The organism is Vibrio amylolyticus, assembly GCF_023145695.1.
Taxonomy (GTDB): Bacteria; Pseudomonadota; Gammaproteobacteria; order Enterobacterales; family Vibrionaceae; genus Vibrio; species Vibrio amylolyticus.
The window spans coordinates 184,376-206,105 of the sequence record NZ_JAJHVV010000007.1; the positions used below are offsets into that span (position 1 = coordinate 184,376).

The 21,730-nt window shown below is 42.9% G+C and carries 15 protein-coding genes and 1 pseudogene; 6 read left to right on the forward strand and 10 right to left on the reverse strand.

The features are described 5' to 3' along the window. Nucleotides 1-39 precede the first annotated feature (39 nt). Genes KP803_RS12670 through KP803_RS12680 form a run of 3 tightly spaced genes read right to left on the reverse strand, consistent with a single transcriptional unit; the run spans nt 40 to nt 2,387 of the window. Complete coding sequence (locus KP803_RS12670; RefSeq protein ID WP_248009201.1) at nt 40-450, reverse strand: hypothetical protein; 411 nt, start codon at nt 448-450, stop codon at nt 40-42. Between the two features lie 12 nt (nt 451-462). Beyond that, the gene (locus tag KP803_RS12675) at nt 463-957 is read right to left on the reverse strand and encodes a methylated-DNA--[protein]-cysteine S-methyltransferase (RefSeq protein WP_248009202.1); all 495 of its coding nucleotides are present in this window, start codon (nt 955-957) and stop codon (nt 463-465) included. Further along, on the reverse strand, nt 954-2,387 hold the full coding sequence (locus KP803_RS12680) for a DNA-3-methyladenine glycosylase 2 family protein (RefSeq protein WP_248009203.1): 1,434 nt from the start codon (nt 2,385-2,387) through the stop codon (nt 954-956). Before KP803_RS12680 ends, KP803_RS12675 begins: the two co-directional genes overlap by 4 nt. A gap of 331 nt (nt 2,388-2,718) precedes the next feature. On the opposite strand from KP803_RS12680, the pseudogene KP803_RS12685 reads away from it, so the two are divergent. After that, nucleotides 2,719-3,042, forward strand: a pseudogene (locus tag KP803_RS12685) (MaoP family protein); the annotation flags it as partial. A 260-nt stretch (nt 3,043-3,302) separates the two neighbouring features. Here KP803_RS12685 and KP803_RS12690 read toward each other — a convergent pair. Further along, complete coding sequence (locus KP803_RS12690) at nt 3,303-3,557, reverse strand: DUF3081 family protein (RefSeq protein ID WP_248009204.1); 255 nt, start codon at nt 3,555-3,557, stop codon at nt 3,303-3,305. 297 nt (nt 3,558-3,854) lie between these two features. On the opposite strand from KP803_RS12690, the gene nagB reads away from it, so the two are divergent. Together nagB and KP803_RS12700 are read left to right on the forward strand one after the other, a co-directional pair. Next, nucleotides 3,855-4,655, forward strand: coding sequence for a glucosamine-6-phosphate deaminase (gene nagB, locus KP803_RS12695; protein ID WP_248009205.1), 801 nt, complete (start codon nt 3,855-3,857; stop codon nt 4,653-4,655). A gap of 323 nt (nt 4,656-4,978) precedes the next feature. After that, nucleotides 4,979-6,754: a M28 family metallopeptidase gene (locus tag KP803_RS12700; RefSeq protein WP_248009206.1), complete on the forward strand. Its 1,776-nt coding sequence runs from the start codon at nt 4,979-4,981 to the stop codon at nt 6,752-6,754. Between the two features lie 70 nt (nt 6,755-6,824). On the opposite strand, the gene KP803_RS12705 is transcribed toward KP803_RS12700, so the two are convergent. From KP803_RS12705 to KP803_RS12720, 4 genes are all read right to left on the reverse strand, one after another. After that, entirely contained in the window at nt 6,825-11,699 is a 4,875-nt protein-coding gene (locus tag KP803_RS12705) for a hypothetical protein (protein ID WP_248009207.1), read from the reverse strand. 177 nt (nt 11,700-11,876) lie between these two features. Further along, complete coding sequence (locus KP803_RS12710; protein ID WP_248009208.1) at nt 11,877-12,623, reverse strand: helix-turn-helix transcriptional regulator; 747 nt, start codon at nt 12,621-12,623, stop codon at nt 11,877-11,879. 203 nt (nt 12,624-12,826) lie between these two features. Then, a complete protein-coding gene (gene nagE, locus KP803_RS12715) occupies nt 12,827-14,308 on the reverse strand; it encodes an N-acetylglucosamine-specific PTS transporter subunit IIBC (protein WP_248009209.1) in 1,482 nt (493 codons plus the stop codon). 115 nt (nt 14,309-14,423) lie between these two features. Then, nucleotides 14,424-14,630, reverse strand: a complete 207-nt coding sequence (locus KP803_RS12720; RefSeq protein ID WP_248009210.1) for a hypothetical protein — start codon at nt 14,628-14,630, stop codon at nt 14,424-14,426. Between the two features lie 162 nt (nt 14,631-14,792). On the opposite strand from KP803_RS12720, the gene KP803_RS12725 reads away from it, so the two are divergent. Together KP803_RS12725 and KP803_RS12730 are read left to right on the forward strand one after the other, a co-directional pair. Continuing rightward, nucleotides 14,793-15,680 (forward strand): helix-turn-helix transcriptional regulator, encoded by an 888-nt coding sequence (locus KP803_RS12725; RefSeq protein ID WP_248009211.1) that lies wholly within the window; start codon nt 14,793-14,795, stop codon nt 15,678-15,680. 173 nt (nt 15,681-15,853) lie between these two features. Continuing rightward, nucleotides 15,854-16,918 (forward strand): alpha/beta hydrolase fold domain-containing protein, encoded by a 1,065-nt coding sequence (locus tag KP803_RS12730; RefSeq protein ID WP_248009212.1) that lies wholly within the window; start codon nt 15,854-15,856, stop codon nt 16,916-16,918. Between the two features lie 111 nt (nt 16,919-17,029). Here KP803_RS12730 and KP803_RS12735 read toward each other — a convergent pair whose 3' ends face one another. Together KP803_RS12735 and lamB are read right to left on the reverse strand one after the other, a co-directional pair. Next, nucleotides 17,030-17,950 carry a MalM family protein gene (locus KP803_RS12735; RefSeq protein WP_248009213.1) on the reverse strand — a complete coding sequence of 307 codons (921 nt, stop codon included), beginning with the start codon at nt 17,948-17,950 and terminating at the stop codon, nt 17,030-17,032. A 107-nt stretch (nt 17,951-18,057) separates the two neighbouring features. Further along, nucleotides 18,058-19,254: a maltoporin LamB gene (gene lamB / locus KP803_RS12740; RefSeq protein WP_248009214.1), complete on the reverse strand. Its 1,197-nt coding sequence runs from the start codon at nt 19,252-19,254 to the stop codon at nt 18,058-18,060. A 422-nt stretch (nt 19,255-19,676) separates the two neighbouring features. Between lamB and glgX the strand changes: the two genes are divergently transcribed. Beyond that, the gene (gene glgX, locus KP803_RS12745; RefSeq protein WP_248009215.1) at nt 19,677-21,632 is read left to right on the forward strand and encodes a glycogen debranching protein GlgX; all 1,956 of its coding nucleotides are present in this window, start codon (nt 19,677-19,679) and stop codon (nt 21,630-21,632) included. The last annotated feature ends 98 nt before the right edge of the window (nt 21,633-21,730 follow it).

The following is a 21,730-nucleotide window of genomic DNA, read 5'->3' on the forward strand; positions in this document are numbered from 1 at the left end:
ACTCTATATTGCGTGGCGTTTTTTATTAGGTAAGCAAGATCAGTAGGTATTATTGAGAATCATCTCTTGTTCCGGCGCGACAAAGTCATCTTTTACCCAAATATTCACCATATTGTACTTAGCACAGGTACTACACGTGAGCACCTCTCCCTCACCATGAATGCGCATAACAATATCTTCTCTCTTCTCTTTCGAGCTATTCGCCAGCTTAATAAATAGATGACTATCTTCAACTTTATATTCACGTGTCACTAAGTGGTCATCCATTTTATAGTTCATGACACCTTTGCTGAACATTAAAGTGTTGGAGTTATACTGATTAGAGTACGTCCCTTGAAAAGAGATCGTTTCATGATTAACCATCTCTTCAAGTTTTTCTTGAAAACACCCTTGTAACGCCACTGTAAGCCCCGCTACAACAACGGCTTTAAACACCCGATATCTATCCATTGCCGCGTATCCTTACGTTAAAAACCCTTCCAACTTCAATAGGTTTTTCTTTATCTCTGTACCACCCGCGTAGCCGGTTAGTTTTCCATTTTTACCAATCACTCGATGGCAAGGTACAATAATTGAAACTGGATTCTTTCCATTAGCTAGCCCAACCGCTCTTACCGCTTTAGGGTTTTCAATGGTCTCTGCCAGTTGCTGATAGCTCCATGTTTCCCCATAAGGAATCATGCATAAAGCGCGCCAAACCTGTTGTTGAAAATCCGTACCCAATGATGCAACGGGTAAAGAGAACGCCCTTCTTTGCATAGAGAAGTATTCATCTAATTGTCGCTTCGTCTCTTTAAGTATAGGAAAAGTATCGTCCCTTTGTCCTAATTGTGCAGGTTGTGTCGTATGGATGGGAAACCAAACCCCAAGCAGCCCATGCTCATTTGCTTGCAGCGTCAAGGCGCCAAGTGGGCTTTGGTAATAGGAAAAGCGAGGGAGGGCTGTCAATTGATTCATGATACGTACTCCCAGCAATGAAAAGTGGCGTAGCTACCCCAAGGAGCAACTGAGGTCGGTTCTAACTGAGGAAACTCTTGAATTACTTTTTTGACAATCAAATCGCCAGTCAAAAATCGGTCCGGCATTGATATTCCGCGTAACAGCGCATAATCAACCGTCCATGGACCAATTCCTTTTATCGCAAGCCAATCATTAGGGTGACAACCAGGATTTGACAGGTAGAACTGTGCAAAGCGCTTAAGGGTTTCTTTACGACTTTGAGGCATTCTTAAAAACGATAAATCCATTTGTGAGATCTCTTCAGGTGTAGGAAAGTAGACACTAGGCTCAGGCTTACTGTTCAAATTTTCCGATTCAACTTTTTCCTCCACTATATTTACAGCCACAGTTTTTTCCGTCGCTATTTTTGCCGTCAACAAATTCAATTGACCAATGGCAGCTTTCACCGACACCTGCTGGCCAATAATGGCCCTTACCCCAGCTTCCCAAGCGCTCCAAACCCCAGGGATTCGAATGCCAGTAGTTCGAACTAAGCTAGGTGCAACGGTGGAAAGATGTTGCTCAATTTGATTGGTATCCGTATCCAAATCAAACATCGAACGTACACGGTTAATTAATATTTTCAATTGGCTCAAATCTTCTAATCTAAATTCAACCTGTACTTTATTGTGCTCCATCCACGCTTTAAACCAAGCCGCTTTTCCATCAATTTGGACATGCCTTTGATAGCTAGTCTCTGTCACTAATTCCATATAACTGATCGCTCTTTTCTGATAAAAATTGAGCATATGCGGCCAATTTAACTTTCCTTTAAATGAGAGAGCGATTGTATTTTGCAAACAAGCCGACTGCGCTTGTTTTCGGATTTGACTAGGCGACAATTGCAGTATTTTTTTGAAGGCATCATTAAAACGCCGAATACTATGAAACCCGCTAGCGTAGGCAATGTCTGTAATGGATAGCGAACTGGAATGTAGCAGCTGTTTTGCAAATAACAGTTGATGGCTCTGCGCATACTGTTTAGGCGCTAAACCAAGATAAGACTGAAAGAGTTTGCGTAAGTAACGACTGCTTATACCTAATCGCTCTGATAGCTGTTCTATATCTCCTTGTTGCAGCGCCCCTTGCTCAATGAGCTCAGTTGCTCGAATAAACGTGGTCTCTACTCCCTTCCAAGCCCATGAGTTTGGAGCACTATCAGGGCGGCAGCGTAAACAGGGGCGGTAACCGGCATCTAGCGCTTGGGCTTTGTCGATAAAATATTCAACATTGCTCTCTTTCGGGAGATTAGCGGGGCAGATTGGTCGGCAAAATATGCCCGTCGTTTTAACCGCTATAAAAAATTGCCCGTCAAAACGTGTATCTCTTGCTATGCGCGCGCTTTGGCACTGCTCGTCGGTCAGAGCTGAATATTGAGATAAAGCCATCGTCTACGCTCCATAAGTCGTGTGTCCCTACATAATCTGTCTTATCAGTAATTTTCTATGGTTAGTCTATCAATAATAACACTTAGAACTAGCCACTTTCGGAACTCAATGATACCTACGATTTTAAAAGCGATGGCCGTAATACCCTTTCCGTTTACCCTGCTCTTCTCCAACTTCTGTCCAATGTCTTTATTGTTTCTTTTCTCTGCAATACCTCTGAAATATTAATCAGCAAAATTAAGCGTTGAAACAACATGATTGCATGTTTGTTGTATCCAATAAAAGAACCCTAGAGTGGCAACGATCACCATTGCATAAAACAGAGGCTGTTATGTCTAATACAGAGTTTAGATTCGGAAAGAAACGTTTTTACGATAATAAGAAGTTCCCACGAGGATTTGCCAAATCAGGTGATTTTACACTGTTCGAGGAAGAGCTGATGGTTATGTATGGCGATACTATGCTGGCACTTGAACAGGGCGAAATTGAACCAACGAATACCGAAGAGAAGCAATTTCTCAAAGTGCTAAAGTCACCACAAAAAGCCAAATCAAAACTAGAGAAAGTTTGGCTTAAATATATACAACTTACCCGTGGGAAAAAAAGGTTTCACTCACTAAGCAGCAGTGAAAAACCACGCAATCATTCGCGACGCCATAGCAGCGCTTATGCAATGAATGAAGAGGATGAGTTAAGTTACGATACGGATGTTTCACTCGATGAACTATCGACGGAAGAAGCAGAAACTAACCACACACATCTACCGCATACCTCGAGCCAGGTTTCACCTCAACAAATAGCAGAGAACCCTTAAAGTTTGGAGTTAAGCTGGTTAAGGCAACTTATTGGTACTCACCGAATACATAAGGTCGTTAGCTCTGAATCATTTTTAGTGCGAACGGCCTAGTGAACGGTCTAATGGTTAGCAAGCTCAGACAGCTTTTTTAAGAAAGTGTCGCGGCAGTGAGATTTGTTGTAATCCAAATGAAAGCGATGCATAGAGCAAACCTTTAAATCAACTCCTTCTCCGCGTAAATGAACGAGGTAGCCTTCATGATCACTAAATGCTTCTATGCCACTTAAGACCTTTCCGTTTGGTGTTGTTTGTCCAAGAGCCATCACTTGCTCGTATGCTGAAAATATCTTTTTAGGGTTCAATCGATCTTTCATCTGATTAACTACATCCGCTTCTCATAAACTGAGTATGGGTTCAATTTTGATTATTTGCATGCTCAATTGATCGCCTCTCGAAGATTTTGACTCACATTGTAAATAATAATTTCGTTCCATTCGGTAACGTAAAAACATAAGCCATTGAATATTAATAACTTGATAAGAAGGCGCCATAAAACCAGCTAAACAAAACGCAAAAAAATTGACCAAAAACAATAGCAGATCGCAAAAACTTATTTTATAATGCGAATTAATGTTTCAAAGCATCCAAAATTCAAATATTCGAGGCAAAAAATGAGACTTATCCCGTTAAACAAAGCAGCACAAGTAGGCAAGTGGGCAGCAGCACACATCGTTAAGCGCATCAACGATTTCAACCCAACGGCAGATCGCCCATTCGTACTTGGCCTACCAACAGGTGGAACGCCACTTGCAACGTACAAAGCACTTATCGAGCTGCATAAAGCTGGTGAAGTTAGCTTCAAACACGTTGTTACGTTTAACATGGATGAGTACATTGGTATTCCTTCAGATCACCCAGAATCTTACCGTACGTTCATGTACTCTAACTTCTTCAACCACATTGATATCCAAGAAGAGAACATCAACCTTCTTGACGGCAATGCAGCAGACAATGAAGTTGAATGCCAACGTTACGAAGACAAGATCAAGTCTTACGGTAAAATCAACCTATTCATGGGTGGCGTAGGCAACGACGGTCACATCGCATTTAACGAGCCAGCGTCTTCTCTTGCTTCACGCACTCGTATTAAAACGCTAACAGAAGATACTCGTATCGCTAACTCTCGTTTCTTCGATGGTGATATCGAGCAAGTGCCAAAATACGCACTGACTATCGGTGTTGGTACTCTATTAGATTCTCAAGAGATCATGATCCTAGTAACTGGCCACAACAAAGCACTTGCTCTACAAGCGGCTGTTGAAGGTTCTGTAAATCACCTATGGACTGTATCTGCTCTACAACTTCACCCTAAATCAGTGATCGTTTGTGATGAGCCATCTACTCAAGAGCTTAAAGTGAAGACTGTAAAATACTTCTCTGAGCTTGAGTCTGAGAACATCAAAGGTTTCTAATCCTTTTCACTCGAACTGAGTTTGAGTGAAAGTGAATAGATACGCATAACTTTCGCTAGCACGATTCGTTATGAGATAAAAAAGCCACGTAATTGCGTGGCTTTTTGTATATTTATTCAATATAAAACTTCTTTTTATTACAACAAGTTATATTTTTCTGTTGAATGTGTGACCTGCTGTGATAGCCATATGTAAATGATAAAATAGACAGAACAACTTTATTTGATATCAATTCCTATTCTCAGGCGTCATTAAAATGTAACATTCTATTAACCTAAAGTTTGGGCAACTATGTATTGGCTTATTAATACAAGGAGTCACAAATGCAAGTAAGCACAACAACAATAAAGACGATTCTCGCCACCGTAGTCAGTTCAACATTACTTAGCGGCTGTTACTGGGATGATCCCGTTAAAGCAGCAAAATACGTAAGCAGTAAAATAGAAAGTGATGATGTGGTAGAGCATTTAGAAGAGCTTGAAGCAAGAGCTTCAGCCACGTCAGATGGTGCATCTGTCACTAGGGCAGCAGGGACACTAGGCTACAAACACTCTCTCGATTACATCGTCGAAACCATGCAAGATCATGGTTACATTGTCACCACTCAAGAGTTTGACTTCCGCGCTTGGGAAGAGCTTGCGGGCACCACACTCAATGTTGATGGCTCAGAATTAATTGGAGTACGCAACGCGACAGATGGGTTAGAAGCCGACTTTTCCGCCATGTCCTATTCTGGCAATTCAAACGGCCCCCTTTCTGGTGAGCTTGTGTTCATCACCCCCGATTTTCGCTTTGAATCTCCTGATTACGACAGCACTGATGGTTGTGAAGCGTCTGACTTTGACGGCAAAGCCGTCAGTGGGAAAGTTGCCGTTATACAACGCGGCGGCTGTACATTCGATGCCAAGGTCGTTAATGCTGAAAATGCGGGCGCTGTTGCGACCATTGTCTTTAACCAAGGAAACGATGAAGGGCGTAAAAGCGTCGTAAATGGAACTTTAGGCAGTGATAGCCAAGCAACCATTCCCGCTTTTGGCGCAAGATTTGATTTGGGTGAGCAGTGGTATCAAACAAGTCAATCAGCTGTCGTCAACGCGAGCTTCAGCATCAATGTTCATGATGAAGTTGTGCTTACACAAAATATTTTAGCAGAGACAGAAGGCGGAAATGAAGAGCAAGTCGTTATGCTTGGTGCCCATCTGGATTCCGTTCCGGAAGGCCCGGGCATCAATGACAATGGCTCAGGCACAGCAGGTCTATTGGAGTATGCCGTTACTCTGGCTAATCTTCGAGCTCCAGTAAAAAACAAAGTCCGTTTTGCATGGTGGGCGGCGGAAGAAGCCGGTTTAGTGGGTTCGGAGTATTATACCAACGATCTGTTCGCCCCTCTTTACGCACAAGCTCAAACGGAAATAATGCAAGAGCTAGAGATAACCGACCCTAGTCAGCTAACTTCTGCACACTATGACTTAATTGAAGAACGATACTTGCAAATCAACAACATTAAGTTGTACCTCAATTTCGATATGATCGGCTCTCCAAACTATGTATTCGGTGTCATGGATGGTGATCTATCAGATACCAAAAATAGCCCTGACAACGCCTATACTGGTAGTTTCGAGCCACCGTTTGGTACCTCTGATATCGAATCTATCTTTAATCAATTCTTCAATGGACAATCTGAAGCGACCGTTCCACAAGCACTATCAAAGCGTTCTGATTACGCAGGTTTTGCTGACTGGGGCGTTGCATTTGGCGGACTATTTACTGGCGCAGAGAAAGTAAAGAGTGCCGACGAGATGGATAAGTTTGGTGGCCAAATTGATGTGGCTTACGATATCTGTTATCACCAAGCGTGTGATGATCTTAATAACGTCAGTCACAAGGCACTGTTCGTAAATACACAGGCTCTCGCGTATGTGACGACTTACTACGCATTCAGTGATCCACTATTCCCAGCGGAAGAACCGCAACCAATGATGCAAGCATTCAGTGTTAATGCCACTGAGAAGCTCCGCGTGGGGACAAAGCTCAAAGCCGCAGACAGTGTGTCTGATCATGACCACTTCCATGGGGACTTTGACCAAGATAGAGATTAACTGTCACTCTATGGCAGCCAACAAAAAGCCACGATATACGTGGCTTTTTGTGTCTCTGCCCAACGATGTCTTATCTGTATTCAGCAACACCAGAGGTAATAAACTGCTTCAGAAGAACATTATGAGGATCAGTATCATCCTCCCATTGCTCCAATAACTTCACAGACCACTGCGTTTTTGACTCTTCGACCAGCGCCCAGTATACATACCAGTTACCTGAGAACATTTTTAGGTATCCACCTTCAATGGTCCAGCTATCTCGCCAACCCTCATAGGTATTGACATCCATACCATCGACGGAGCCATCACCATTAAAGGTTAAAGTCATATATTCACTGTGTGGATCGGGATAATCAATCGTCAATGTACGGCCAATAAGCATCTCTTCGGTAATAACCCCAGAGCCATTACATTCGGTTACGGCAGCCTGTAAGTCCAACAGTAAAGCAACACCATCATCTTGATTGTCTATAGAGCATGCAGTCAAGCGAGATTCAAAAGCATTCAATACCTCTGTTTGGGCCTCAGAGTTAATGAACAGCTCATTACCACCCTCGGTATCAAGACGCACCCTTCTTACAAACCCCATAAACTCTGCAAAATATAGTGAACCATCATAAGCAAAGTGATCACCAACTTGCGCAACAGAAAGCGGGGCTTGTACTTTTATTAATTCTGTTCCATTCACCGTCAGTGATTCCCAACTACCACTTTCCAGTTGGATAGCTTCATTAGTGAAACTTACTAAGCCTCCACTATTTAACTGCATAATAATTTCAGTACTATCCGACTGATTCCAAGTCACGATCAAAGGAGAATCTTCCAGTGCTGCAAAATTAATGACAGGTTGATAACTGCTCGTGAGGATATGATTGCACATTCCACCAAGCTGTTCTTGAGTAAACAAACCGTCGCACCACCAGCTTAATGTCTCTAAGGTAAAGTACTCATAGTTGCTAAACTCGATAGTGTAACCTTTGGCCATCGGTGTAAACGTCGCATCATCACTCACAAATTTAGCCCAACTTCCCCCTTCATCTGTATTCGTCAATAGCGAAGCAATGTTTAGATCTGCTAGTGGAATTTCCGTAGCTGACAGCACAGTATTGGTAAACCCACCACCGTGAACACGCATCATATCGAGTGTATTATCGGGGTTAATCACTATTTGAGTGATCGCTTCATTTTCAAGCTCCCAAGTACCGTTGGATTCCAATACGTATCGATCATCAGATATTGCGTTTTCAGTGGTCACTACCTCTGTAATGAACTCATCCGCTAGATAATCAAACTCACTGTAAGTCTCTGTGGCACTGTTATCTGGATTTCGACCAATAGTGCCGAACTCTAGCTCTGCACCTGTATTGGACGATTCAGCCCATAACCAAGTTAGCCCTGCATCAAAGAGTTCAGAAATAATCAGTACGGGCTCTCCTCCCCCAATGTCTGGAATATTCGTTGAGAACTCTTGGCCAATAATTTCTGAGGCAGGGGTCCCCTCTTCCTGCCATACATAAAACCCAATTAAGCTAAAGTACCCGTCTTTAGACGCAATCAGAGCAAAGTATTCATCATCTCGAACGGTATCATTACCTGTTCCGTTTTTAATCTCCAAAATACCATCACTGTTGAGGTGCCATGTGATATTTTCGCTATGACCAACGGTAGGTTCGGAATAGACACCCGTACCATCACCATTAAAATGGTAACTGTAATAGAATGAGTCACTCTCTTGATGATAAAGAGTGGTATCAACTAACATCACAGAGTCAAAAGCTCTGTAACTGCAGTTTTGAGCGGCGGGCACAAAGTCTTGATAAGTGTCTGCACTCCCAAAGACTTCACCTGTATTCTCTAACTCACAGATGGTATATACGGGCATTGCGCCATTGACTGCAGAGCGAGTCCAAGTTTCAAAAGTACCCTCCTGGTTTTCACTTTCTCTAAGTACTAACCCATTGTTATCATACCAATTTACTTGCTGCATACTTTCTGAGGCAGATAACACATCACTACCGTCAAACAGTGAGCCTTGATTCGAGGTATAGACGCGGCAAGCATCTTGCGTGATTGTTTGGCCGTTTGATTGATAAGAGATGGCTTCTTTACCCACATACATTGTATTGGTGACATAATCGCCAGTATGCCAATCTCCATACTGAGTATCTGCATTCACCGCTCTAACATGGGTACTTTCAACCTCAGGAATTCGGTAAGTACTTTCAAGCGTTAGATTCCGTTTGTCTAGATGCACACTCCCCCACTTGACCTCATCACTCCCTTGTTCACGTGCCTCCATTCCTTGAAATACACCATTGCTGTCTTCATAGTATCGCTCTGTAAACACACCTAATGAATGACCATCAACGAAGATTTCTCCGGTTAATCGACTTTCAAACAGCTCTGTTTTATCTTGCCATGCGACGTTATCTGCCGTTAACAGATCCCAATGATAAACACCATATTGAACGGTTCCATCGAGTTTACGCTTCACAATATCAAAGGATAATGAATCACTTCGAGTAGGTGGTTGAACCCCAGTAGGGAGCCCCGACAAGCATTCATCAAGAGTAACAGGCTGATCGCTTGGCACATTCGCTGTTATTGGATCTTGTCCATAAAGTAATTCGTTTGAAATGAAGCCTTTCAACTGCTTAACATAATTGGTATATCCCCAGGTAGGTACTGTTTTATCGCTCGGGTCATACTCTAAATATTCACGCTCGGCACGTTGAATCATTTCATTTTTGTCGACGTAATTTTTGACACTGTCTTCTAGGTACATATCAGAAGTTTCGGGAGCTGAATCCGCGGTTTTTACAAAATCAAACTCCCCTTGGTAGTGAGTCACACACAGTTCGCGTAAACCCAGCTCTGTCGAAATAATCTCTTTTCCTAAATACGTCATGGTCAACTGATCATGTGCTGTTGGCGTGGTTAGCGACCACTTGTCATTTCGCTCTACTGACCAAGAAATTGCTTCGTTTAAAGGGAGCGTCTCTGCACGATTGACTAATACACTGTAACCCCACCAGCGATCATAATGATCTCGATAGCCTATGAACTCCCCAGTGGACGCATCAATGTATTCAAACTCTAGATTAGGATCCCACTCGTTTACTGGGTTTGCCCCAAAATCAGTGGTGATTTGATTGACCAGTATTTGATTGCCCGATTGATATATGTGTCCACTCGGTAAGGTGTCGATAGTTTCAACATAGAGCTCGGTTTGAAAATAGTGAGTGACGTTACTCTGCTCCACGTTAAGCCGAGAAACCTCATACAGACGGCCATCAGATCGAGAGGGTGCTTCAGAACCTATCGGATAATCAGGTAAGCTGGTAAGGCAGGCTGAATATGTGTCTGGTGTGACAAGCGCAACTAACGGGTCGTTATCATCCAAATCATCATAACCATCGTTATCATCATCTGGATCGGCATTATTCCCTAGATTATCGCCATCGGTATCCACCCATTCAGTGGCATCTTGAGGGAAAGCATCAATATCATCGGCATAGCTATCATTGTCAAAATCAAATGGATAAATATCAGAGTTATCACCAACACTATCTCCATCACTATCTAGCCACTCAGTAATATCTTGAGGAAAGGCATCATCAACACTATCAAAGGTATCACCATCATGATCCCCAGCTTTAGTCGCATCATCAGGGTACTGATCAATAACACTATCGAACCCATCACCATCATGGTCCCCAGCGAATAGATCATTTAACGGGAATGCATCATTAGCACTATCGTATCCATCACCATCATGATCACCCGCGATGTTAGAATTATTAGGCTCTTCATCATTTAAACTGTCGAACCCATCGCCATCATGATCCCCTGCAAGAAGTGCATTTTTGGGAAACTCATCGTCAGCATCATCATAGCCATCGTTATCAAAATCATAAGGTCGAGCATCGGTTAATGAATCAATGCCATCACCATCATGATCGCCTGCTCTATTAGGATCCGTTGGGTAGCGGTCTGTATCATCAGGGTAGCCATCATCAATATCATCGGTAGAATGAACATCATCATTTAGATCTGCCACATTACCAATACCATCCCCATCACTATCGAGAAACTCATTTGGATCGGCAGGAAATGCATCAAGGAGATCTGGTATTCCGTCCTGATCTGAATCGGTCACCAAATCATCATTTCGATTAATAGGAGGAGGGGTTGATTGAAGCTCCTCAACTGGAGTAGCCGCTACCACCTTTCGAATTTTCTCATTCACCGCAGCCGCTTTTTGGCTAAAAGAAGTTGGATCGTTGGCAACCTCTTCTATCAATTGCTGCATCTCTTGAGGAGTTTCTGGAAGTATCTGCCCAGATTTAACAATACTCATGGCCGAGAATGCTGCTTGAGGTTTATCTTGCTCAACAAAATCACCTAAGATCTCATCCTCTGCAATACCCAATTCACCACTGGCTTGTATTATTGCCTGCTGCTTTATCTCTTCAATCAATTCAGCAGAGGAATTACTTGTTAAGCTCTCTTGCATAATGAGATGAACGTAGGTTGAAAGTGGAGTCACCGCCACCTCCCCTGCAGGTGCCGACATCACATAGCTAACAGCTATTGGAGTACCATCAGAATCTTCATCAATTGTCTGACCTGCAATTGCCTGAACAACAACCGAATATAACTCAGGGTTGAGAACATTCGAGATATCAAGGTTGGCCACTCCTCCCTCGCCAGATAAAGTGGATGGTTCATCATCGTCTTGAATGCCATCACCATTAAGATCCAGCCATACCTGCGCATTTTTCAGATAACCATCAATTGCCCTAACGGTGTAGGTTTCGGTTGGTCCACTTTCTGGTGTCAAAGGTGATGGGGAACTGCTAGAAGCACTTCCACTGTCACCACAGCCAAATAGACTTAACGAACCAACCAGCCCTAACACGAATAGTGTGTTATATGCTTTCATAACTGCCCCCAATATCCCTGAATGGTTTGCACTGTCACGAGGATAAAATCGGTGAGGCAATTTCTCATCACCCATATGGGGGACAATTGATAAATTTACGAATTGGGTTGATCGCCATCAACAAATCAATGGACGTAAATGTTGAAACCTGCGAAGAACGGATCTGCTTTCTAATGGCTACAACGCTAATTGATGATGAAAGTAACGCGAGATCAGCTGATTTTGATGCTTACAGCCAGTTTTATGTAGTACCTGTTTGATTTGCGTTCTCACCGTCTCTTTGGATACACCTCTGTGTGATGCGATCTCTACACCATCAAGTCCCTGAACTAGCAGTTCAAGAACTCGAGTCTCTGTTAGCGTCAAAATCGCATTTTTGTCTCGATGACACTTGGTGTCATTGAATTTTGACCAGTGCTGAGACACCAACTGGTTCGATACCCAACCATTTGACCAGTGACGTAAAAAACACCATATTTCGGTCAGTTTTTTCTGTTGTCGGGGGTTCAACTTGCGAAAGCTATGGCCGCTTAGCATCATATGATGATGATCCGTTACTGAGTGTAACCCACAATAAGAATGGTGCATTTGCATGGTAGGAATGAGTACTTCGAGGAAGACAGCATCGTCGATCTCACGGACTGGCAGCATCTCTTGCATGTAGACTAATTGCCCAACTAAGTGGCTTTTCAAGTAGTGGTTTAGAAATGCATCGTGGTGTTGGTTCTCTTGATAGATGCCTAGCTGTTGTGAACTAAAGCCGTGGGTAATGTTAATTTGAGGATGAAACCATTGATCAAGCACCATGAAAACAACATGCTCAATACCGAGCGGATGAAGTTCTGTGAGTATCACGTGCTCAAGCTCTATAGGAGAAATAATGAGCGGCTTATAGGGGGCTAGGTGGTTTCCATTGTCAGTCATTAGCAGTCCGTGCATCTTCATAACCTAACTCTAATATAAACCGGTTGATTATTTCAGCTACCATCTAGATCAAATATTAATCAATAAATTCATACATGCCCTCATTCATGTACTTGTCGCCCTAGTAAAAAAGGCCCTTCTATTTCTAGAAAGGGCCTTATATCAAACGTAATTTACACTATAAATTTCTGGAAGAAGAAACCTTAAAACAGAAACGCTTTTAGGCTTGTCGCCACAACTTCAGCCTTTGGCCCTAACACCACTTGAGCACCTGACTTACCGACTTTAATCACACCTTTTGAGCCAAGCTCTTTCAGTCTTTCTTCATTCAAAGCGCTGCTGTCTTCAACTTGTAGACGAAGACGAGTGATGCAGGCATCCACACTTTTGATGTTCTGTTTTCCACCTAGGGCTTCAACATAAGCTTCGACATTGACTTCTTCAGCAGACGCTTCACTCTCAAGAGAATCTGACTCCTCTGCTTCAGGGATAGGAAGCTTGAATACTTTAATCATCGTTAGGAAGATAACGAAGTAAGCAACAAAGAACACACCAATTAGAGGTAATAGCATCCAAGCATTAGTAGCAAGCCCCCAGTTAAGTATGAAGTCGATGAAACCTGCAGAGAAACCAAAGCCGTGCAAAATACCGAGTGAGTTAGTCACCACCATCGCAATACCACTCATCACAGCGTGAACCGCATACAGTGCAGGCGCAATGAATAGGAAACTGAACTCTAGAGGCTCAGTGATACCCGTTAAAAATGACGTCAGTGCTAACGAGCTCAACATACCTAGAATAAGAGGACGTTTTGCTTTTTCAGTTGCAACATAGAAAGCCAATGCTGCACCAGGAAGACCTCCCATCATAATTGGATAAGCCCAAGCCATGTAAACGCCAGCATTTGGATCGCCAGAGAAGAATCGGTTCAAGTCTCCACGAGCCACGTTTTGAGAAATCTCAGTAATCACAGAGCCATGAACATCCGGTAAGGCTTGACCAATAGAGAGAGGTGCAACAACGTCAGGGTTTAGACAAACAAACTGCAACGAAGAAGCCACTTCATAACTCACTCGTACACACTCATCGAGGCTGAACCAAAAAACCGAGTGTAAGAAATAGTGAAGACCTAAAGGGATAAGACCACGGTTCATAATGCCATAGATAAAGTGTCCAATTGGGCCGCTTTCTGAAATCCAGTAACTGAACGCATCAATACCCGCTTGAATAGTCGGCCAAACTTCACCACAAACAAAGGCAGCAACCAGACAGAATAGGCCTGACATAATCGGCGTTAATCGTTTACCAGCAAAGAATGCCAAGAAATCTGGCAGAGTGACTTGGTAAAAACGGTTATAGGCATGACCAGAAATGATGCCCGAGATAATACCAGCAAAGAACCCTAGCTTGATGTCTGGGTTAATCGCCACTGTTGCTTCAGTCAATATAAAGTAACCGACGATGCCAGAAAGCGCCGCCGCTCCTGAGTTGTCTTTTGATAAACCAATTGCAATACCAACGGCAAAAATAAGAGCAAGATTATCAAAGATACTCCCCCCTGCTTTTGCTATAAACGCAATATCTAATAAGTCGGGCTGACCGAATCGGAGCAGCATCGCAGCAACAGGGAGAGTGGCAATGGGTAGCATTAACGCTTTACCCAAACGTTGAATATACGTAAACATAATAAACACCTAATGATTAAAATTGAAAAATCCAGCGACGCTAGTGACTAGTTAACGACGCCAGATAGGGGGAACGATTAAAAGAACAGACTCTCAATACCTTTATGAGAAAAACCTAACTTAAGGGCTGATTCTTTGTTAATGCGGTAGGGAGGCTGGCTTCACTCTCAGTAAGTTCAAATTGATAATGTTGCTGTGATGGGTAGCCTAATAGCTTCCACATATTTGGGTAGTCCATTCCATACCCTTTAACCATTAATGCAATCCAATCCATTCGAGTGCTAGTGATACATTCTGACATTGTGTCTAGTAGCTTTTTCATGTGAAACCCTCTCTGTCTTGATGATGCTAGAGTAGATTTTTTGTGACATACATCTAATGCTCATTCGTCAACTTTCAGTACTATTTCATCAATGAATAGGAACGGCTAAAAATATAAGTACTATTAGGTCACTATTCAGTACTTTCTATAGGGGCATCACTAATGGATAAAGCGAAATTTGAGAAAATTCCACAGAGACAGGGGGTCTCATGGCGCTATCTAGAAATCCAAGATTGCTCTGGCGTTTGTGATTGGCATTATCATCAAGAATTTGAATTGGTATTGCATAGGCATACACAAGGAAACGGCTTTGCTGGCCATTATCAAGGCGAATTAGAGCACAATACGTTGTGGCTAATCTCGCCAGATACACCACACTCTTTTGCTTGTCGTCCCCTCTCGGAAGATACTCTTCCAGAGCGTCATAGTGTTTGGTTCAAGCGAGAGTGGATAGCCAACATGATATTTAATTGTCTTGAGCTTAGAAAACTTGACGCAGTCCTTAAGCGCGCTCAAAAAGGAATATGTCTTTCGAAAGAGTCAGGAGAACGTATTTATCAGTTACTCATTCAGCTTAAAATCGATAGCCACATAGAGTGCTTATCAACGCTTATATTGATTTTGGGTATCGTTGCGGAAGACAAGAGTGCCACAACACTGCTCTCTTTCAAAAGACAACACTCCGATGAACGGGAGACAACCAATAACAAATACGATCGAGCCAAGATTGAAAAGCTGAGCTTTTTAATAGAAAAGAATTACCACGAGTCCATAACACTGGCTGATTTGGCTAAATCCTTATGCACAAGTGAGAGCTCCATTCACCGAATATTTGAAGCGCACTTTCATGAAAGTTTTAGCCAGCATCTAAAAAAAGTACGTTTGAACCATGCAGCAGAGTTACTCACCCACAGCGACCTACCAATCCACTTAATCGCTGAAAAAGTGGGGTATCACAATCAAGCTAACTTCAACCGCTTATTCAAGCGTTACAAACACGTCACGCCGAGACAATACCGCAAAGAGTTTGGTCAAAGCGCAGAGGTTTAAACTCCGTTGATAGAAGTTGAGTGCAAAGGCAGCTAACCAGCATTGTGTATGATTGTTTCACTATTAATGAACAGAAATGAATTTCTCTAATTCATACAAATTAAAAATGAGTTCAAGTAAATTACCTTTATCGCAGCAGGGAGTGCTTATTATCAAATGCTATAGGTGAGAAAATGAAAACACGTACCTTAATTCTTTCTGTTATTGCTGCTAGTTTAATCAGCACCACTGCTCTCGCAAATAATGACAAAAATAGTCTGTCGCTTTCCACACAGCCTGTCCCTCTCGCAACTGCAGTTAGCCCTGAATTCTATGATTTCTCAAACAATTTCCCAGCTCCAAATGTGGAAGCTTTACAAAATAACATTCCAGCGACAGATGAAGAGTGGAATGAATTTGTTAAACCCAGAGATAAAGTAGCCAGCCAACGAGCCCTCTCTCTCGCTAAGAGCTTAAATGTATCGATTGAACAAGACTCAATAGCAGGAGTGAACGTTTACTGGGTTACTCCTGAAGTGATTGCACCAGAATTAAAAGACAAATTGTATGTTGCGGTTCAAGGTGGTGCATATATGTTAAACAGTGGCTTCGCTTCAACCTCAGAAGCGACAATGATAGCTGCCACCATGCAAATACCAGTAATAGCGATCGACTATAGTAAGGCACCCCAATTTCCAGCGCCCGCTGCACGTAACGATATTATTGATGTTTGGAATGAACTGATAAAAATTCGCCCTGCGGACAGTATGGTAATGGGTGGTACCTCAGCAGGCGGATCCTTAAGTTTGGCCGTTACTCAAAAATTAAATGAGCAATTGATTGCTACTCCTGCTGCACTGTATGTTGGCACTCCAGGAGTAGATATGACGATGACGGGAGATAGCAGGTTCATTAACGAAGGTTTAGATCATATTTTAGGTAGTTGGCGAGGTATGTCTTCTGCAATGATTGATGCTTATGTGGGTGATCTAGAGTTAAGTGATCCGGTGGTATCGCCTATTAATGGCAGCTTTGAAAAGTTTCCACCAGTTTACCTCATCACCGGTACTCGTGACTTATTACTCAGTGACACCGTCCGTTTGCATAGAGAGTTAAGACGCACAGGAGTAACAGCAGATTTAAATGTTTACGAAGGTCAATCGCATGCTGATTATGCTATTGCACTAGGTACTCCCGAGTCCCAAGAGCACTACCAAGCACTGAGCGAGTTTTTCTATCACTACTTGGTTAACGAATAGCTACTTGATTAACGAATAGCGACTGAGTCAAAGAATAAAGTGACTTAAAGGAAGGACGAACCGAACATCACCTTGTTCGGTTCTCTTAATGACTCAAAAATCAACTCATCACTACTTGCTGGCATTAACCGCCTTGATAAAGGCTTCTTGAGCGCCCTCTACATTTAGAGCTTTGGCTTCATCAAGTAGCGCTAATGCTTTATCTAACATGCCAACATTTACTGCGCTTTCAATGCTAGTTAGATAGAACTGCTGCTGAGCATCGCTTAATTTTGCGATATCACTGACTGATTCACTTAGTGCTACCGTCGTGACGGCGGCTTTCTTATCAATCACAGCTTGCTGCTGTTGCTCGGCAAGATCAGTTTTGAACTTTTGCTGCGCGGTATCGGAGCTCGCAATCGCAATAGGCTCATCCAATACCAGAGCGTCATCCACCTTCGCAACAATACTCAGTTCACCGAATGGAGAGTGTGGAATCATTGGATTTGGTACGTCCGGCGGGTAGTTCCCACGAGCAATGGCATCAAGCTTAACAGGGTGTAAGACCTCTGATTCACCTTCAATTAACTCAGGCGTGGTATACACGAGCAATTTAACACGTTGTTTTCCAACGGGCTGGATGGTCACTTTAGATACTAAACGATCGCCATCCATGCCGTAGGCGTGCTTATATTCGAAATCGTCGGTTTCAAAGGTTTTAATGATTTGATTCTGCTCATTTAGTAGTACAGCATTTGGATAAAAAACGGTTTTCTTAAAATGGCTGATGACTTCTAAGTCAAGCTCTTTTCCTTGAGTATCAATGTCAAATGCTGCGATGGCGCTTTTACCTTTTGAGAATCCAAACTTCTGATTTGACTGATCAATTGAGAAATTAATGCGTTTAGTTGGCTCAACGTCTGCCCATTGTATCTGAGCGTAGCTTTGCGCCACTTGCTCAATGTTCTCGGCATCGAAGACAACGGTTTCTGTCGTAGCACAACCTAATAATGCCATGCTAATCGCGCAGCCTAAAACCAATCGTTTCATATAAACCTCACTTACTCTCAACGATGAAAGCCGACACGAAGCCGGCTTGATAACTATCACTCAATTACGCATGGACTAAGCGCAACATAAGCGTGGACAATTTATTATTACCACCAAGCTTCCATTTGGATACCAACACTGAATTCAGTATCGTCAGTGCCGTTTGCAAAGCTATCTGCTTCGTGGTCCATAAAGTAAGAACCGTATACACGAATTTCAGGACGAGCCCAGAAGCTAGAACCAGCAGACCAAGCTTGAGCAATCGTTAGCTTAGAACCCGATGTATCAGTTGTTGTTCCGCTTTGCTTAGTCTCGTCAGCGAAGTAACCCGCCTCAAATATAGTCTTCATGTGGTCATCCCACTTGTACATTGGACGAACAACCGCATTGTAAGCCGTAATATCGCCTGAATCAGTATCAGACGCTTGTGCATACATTACAGTGTGACCCACTTCCCAAGATTCACCGAAGCCAGTAACACCCCAGTTAATGATACGGAAACCGTCTGCATCGTTGTTGCCGCCTGAACGGTCATACCAGCCACCGCCACCGTACGTTGCCATTTGCTTACCGTAAGAAGAAGTACCATATTGAAGAACGGTTTGGTTAAAGCCATTTGACATGCCTTGACCTAGAACTGCAGTAAGAAGTACGCCATCATCAGCTTCAACGGTTTGACCCTCAGCTTCAGACGCAAAATCGTAAGCAACTGCAAGCTCTAAATTAGCGTCAGCCCAAAGATCGATACCTGCATAACGCGCATCAAACGTGTAGCCGGATACTGTGTCACCATTACTATCAGCACCATCATCATGCATTAGAGCTACAGAAAGCTTACCGCCACCTACTGATAGGTTTTCGATACCACCACCAGCGCCACCCGATGTATCTAGGAAGTAGAAATCCGTAATGTGGATGTCTTTACGTTGGTAGTAACGCTGACCCGCCCAAAGAACCGCTTCTTTGTCGCTGAAAAGACCTTGTGCTTGAACATTCATAACACGAAGAGCATTAGCGTTACCTTCCCAGTTGTTGTTACCAGATTGGCCATAAGCAACTAACGATTCTAGTTTGAATGTCACGTCATTTTGATTGTAAAGCTCAGCGTTAAGACCGATTTCTGAGTACAGGTCACTTTCATTACCTAAACGACCTACTTTGTTCTTTTCGTAGGTAACATGTTCGCCTTCCCCACTTAGACCAACACCACCACGAGCGTAACCGTGGAAATCAACAGCAGCTGCAAAAGCACCAGCACTTAGAGACGCAGCCACTGCAGCAGCAATCAAACTTACTTTTTTCATTATTAACTCCATTTAGGGTTTTTATTTTGCTTATCTCTTTAATCAAATCCATAAAGGCAGAAATGGATCTAATTAAGAAAAAGATAAGTTGGGACTGAATCCCTTTTGTTTCGACTGTGGCTAGATTAACGAGGGAGTAGTGGTCTTACGTCCTCCACCTTTGGTTTATTTAGGGGGGATGAGAAAGGAGGAGAAATTTGAAAATACGCTGTTTAATCGAGCCGGATCACACTAATAAGGGGGAGCAGGACTAAATACCCACCAATTTCACAGATCAAAACGAGTTCAAGCTCAACTTTTTTAATCGTATCGCAAAAAAACTGAAATAAAATTACATATAAAATTTATTACTAAGGTGCTTGACCATTGTTATACAAAGTCTTTTACTAAGAGCTCCTAAATAAAAAGAAAAATATAGAATAATGATAGGCATAAGTTCACAGCCATACCCTTTAGGGGCGACACTAAGCCAGCACGGATGCAACTTCTCTATTCATGCACCTGACCAAAAAGAGATCGCTTTGGTTCTTTTTGATGCGGCAGACAATCAAACAATTCATTCGATCGATAATGATTATGCGGGCATCAAACATATCTTTATCGATGAGATTCAAGCTGGACAAAAGTATGGGTTTCTCATAGAGGTTGATGGGCACCCACACCTACTTTCCGACCCTTACGCAAAAGCACTTGAAGCACCTTTGTATTACCAGCCACCTTTTAGCTCCCAAACCAGTTTCGAATTACCAAAGTGCCTTGTAACTAATGACCAATTTGATTGGCAAGATACAGCGCCTCCTCGCATTCCACGCGAACAGACCATTATTTTTGAGACTCACGTAAAAGGGGTTTCTCAGCTAAATCCAAACGTGCCAAGTGCAGCTCAAGGAAAATACCTTGGCCTTGCGAGTAAAGAGATGCTTAGCTTCTTTAAACAGCAGAGCATTAACACCATTCAGTTGCTACCCATTGCAGCCTGCATGCACGAGCCACATCTGCTTAATATGGACAAAGTAAATTACTGGGGCTACAACCCTTATCTCTTTATGGCACCCGATCCACGATACGCAGAGCGTGATGCCGTAACAGAACTAAAAACAACAATTCGGGAGCTGCACAAGCAAGGTATCGAAGTCATTTTAGATGTGGTGTACAACCACACTGCGGAATCAGGTGAAGACGGTCCTATATTCAACCTCAAATCGTTAGACTCAAATTACTACCTAAAACATGGAAATCACTTCGCCAACTTCACTGGGTGCGGTAATACCGTTGATTTAAGCCACCAAGCTTCCCTGAACTTAGTCATGGACACACTGCGCTACTGGGTCAGTGAATACCATATTGACGGGTTCCGATTTGATTTAGCGGCGACACTTGGCCGCGAGGGTGAGCACTTTAATAATCAAGCGGCTTTTTTCAAAGCCGTTGCTCAAGACCCAATATTAAAGCAAGTGAAGCTCATTGCTGAACCATGGGATATTGGCCCTAACGGTTATCAAGTGGGTAATTTTCCATTAGGTTGGAATGAATGTAATGACCGTCTACGCGACATCACACGTAGTTTTTGGCGCGGTGATAAAGGCTATTTAAAAGAGTTTGCCACTCGTATCATGGGCTCCCGCGATCTCTATAGTGCCGCCAATTGGCCCTACAATCTGACCGTGAATTACATCACTTACCATGATGGCTTTACGATGCAAGATTTAGTCTCTTACAAACATAAGCACAACAATGCAAACGGGGAAGAGAACCGAGACGGGCATGGTGATAATCGCTCTGACAACTACGGTGTCGAAGGGCCAACCGAGAATCCTGCGATCATAGAGCTACGTGAAAAACAGAAGCGAAACTTTATGGCGAGCTTACTGTTTGCCTTTGGCATGCCACACATCCTAACGGCCGATGTACTTTCTCATTCACAGCAAGGCAATAACAATGCTTACTGCCAAGATAACGAACTGAGTTGGTTAAACTGGGAGCAGGATAAAATCCAATCGGCATTTCAAGCCTGGCTCGCCGATATGATTAAGGCAAGGCATAGCTATATGGTGCCATTTCTTCATGCGTTTAGTGGAGAAAGCCGTAACGACAATCGTATTTTCTGGCGCCGAGTGGATGGAACCTACATGGAGCATGATGATTGGAACAATTTAAGCTCTGTTGCTTTGCATTTGGGAATCGGAAAGTCTGGTGATGAGATGATTTACTGCATCAACCAAACCAATGCGCCAGCAAGATTTAGCTTACCTCCTGAGCAAGGTCAGCAATGGAAAATGATATGCAATACTGATTCCCATGAGCTGCATAAAACCATGGACAAAAAGCAGGTTTTAATTGCACCGACATCAATGGCCATCTTTCACCTTAAAAAATAATCACAAAAGTGTGAGCGGTGCACGTGACGCACCGCCTCTTTCTCACTTATGGGTATAGATTATTATTCATTGATATGCTTACTAATACCATCTAGAAT

What these genes read in the sequence shown, in the direction of transcription:
- KP803_RS12670 (WP_248009201.1), bottom strand. Translation starts at nt 450, where the DNA reads ATGGATAGATATCGGGTGTTTAAAGCCGTTGTTGTAGCGGGGCTTACA.
- KP803_RS12675 (WP_248009202.1), bottom strand. Translation starts at nt 957, where the DNA reads ATGAATCAATTGACAGCCCTCCCTCGCTTTTCCTATTACCAAAGCCCA.
- KP803_RS12680 (WP_248009203.1), bottom strand. Translation starts at nt 2,387, where the DNA reads ATGGCTTTATCTCAATATTCAGCTCTGACCGACGAGCAGTGCCAAAGC.
- KP803_RS12690 (WP_248009204.1), bottom strand. Translation starts at nt 3,557, where the DNA reads ATGAAAGATCGATTGAACCCTAAAAAGATATTTTCAGCATACGAGCAA.
- nagB (WP_248009205.1), top strand. Translation starts at nt 3,855, where the DNA reads ATGAGACTTATCCCGTTAAACAAAGCAGCACAAGTAGGCAAGTGGGCA.
- KP803_RS12700 (WP_248009206.1), top strand. Translation starts at nt 4,979, where the DNA reads ATGCAAGTAAGCACAACAACAATAAAGACGATTCTCGCCACCGTAGTC.
- KP803_RS12705 (WP_248009207.1), bottom strand. Translation starts at nt 11,699, where the DNA reads ATGAAAGCATATAACACACTATTCGTGTTAGGGCTGGTTGGTTCGTTA.
- KP803_RS12710 (WP_248009208.1), bottom strand. Translation starts at nt 12,623, where the DNA reads ATGACTGACAATGGAAACCACCTAGCCCCCTATAAGCCGCTCATTATT.
- nagE (WP_248009209.1), bottom strand. Translation starts at nt 14,308, where the DNA reads ATGTTTACGTATATTCAACGTTTGGGTAAAGCGTTAATGCTACCCATT.
- KP803_RS12720 (WP_248009210.1), bottom strand. Translation starts at nt 14,630, where the DNA reads ATGAAAAAGCTACTAGACACAATGTCAGAATGTATCACTAGCACTCGA.
- KP803_RS12725 (WP_248009211.1), top strand. Translation starts at nt 14,793, where the DNA reads ATGGATAAAGCGAAATTTGAGAAAATTCCACAGAGACAGGGGGTCTCA.
- KP803_RS12730 (WP_248009212.1), top strand. Translation starts at nt 15,854, where the DNA reads ATGAAAACACGTACCTTAATTCTTTCTGTTATTGCTGCTAGTTTAATC.
- KP803_RS12735 (WP_248009213.1), bottom strand. Translation starts at nt 17,950, where the DNA reads ATGAAACGATTGGTTTTAGGCTGCGCGATTAGCATGGCATTATTAGGT.
- lamB (WP_248009214.1), bottom strand. Translation starts at nt 19,254, where the DNA reads ATGAAAAAAGTAAGTTTGATTGCTGCTGCAGTGGCTGCGTCTCTAAGT.
- glgX (WP_248009215.1), top strand. Translation starts at nt 19,677, where the DNA reads ATGATAGGCATAAGTTCACAGCCATACCCTTTAGGGGCGACACTAAGC.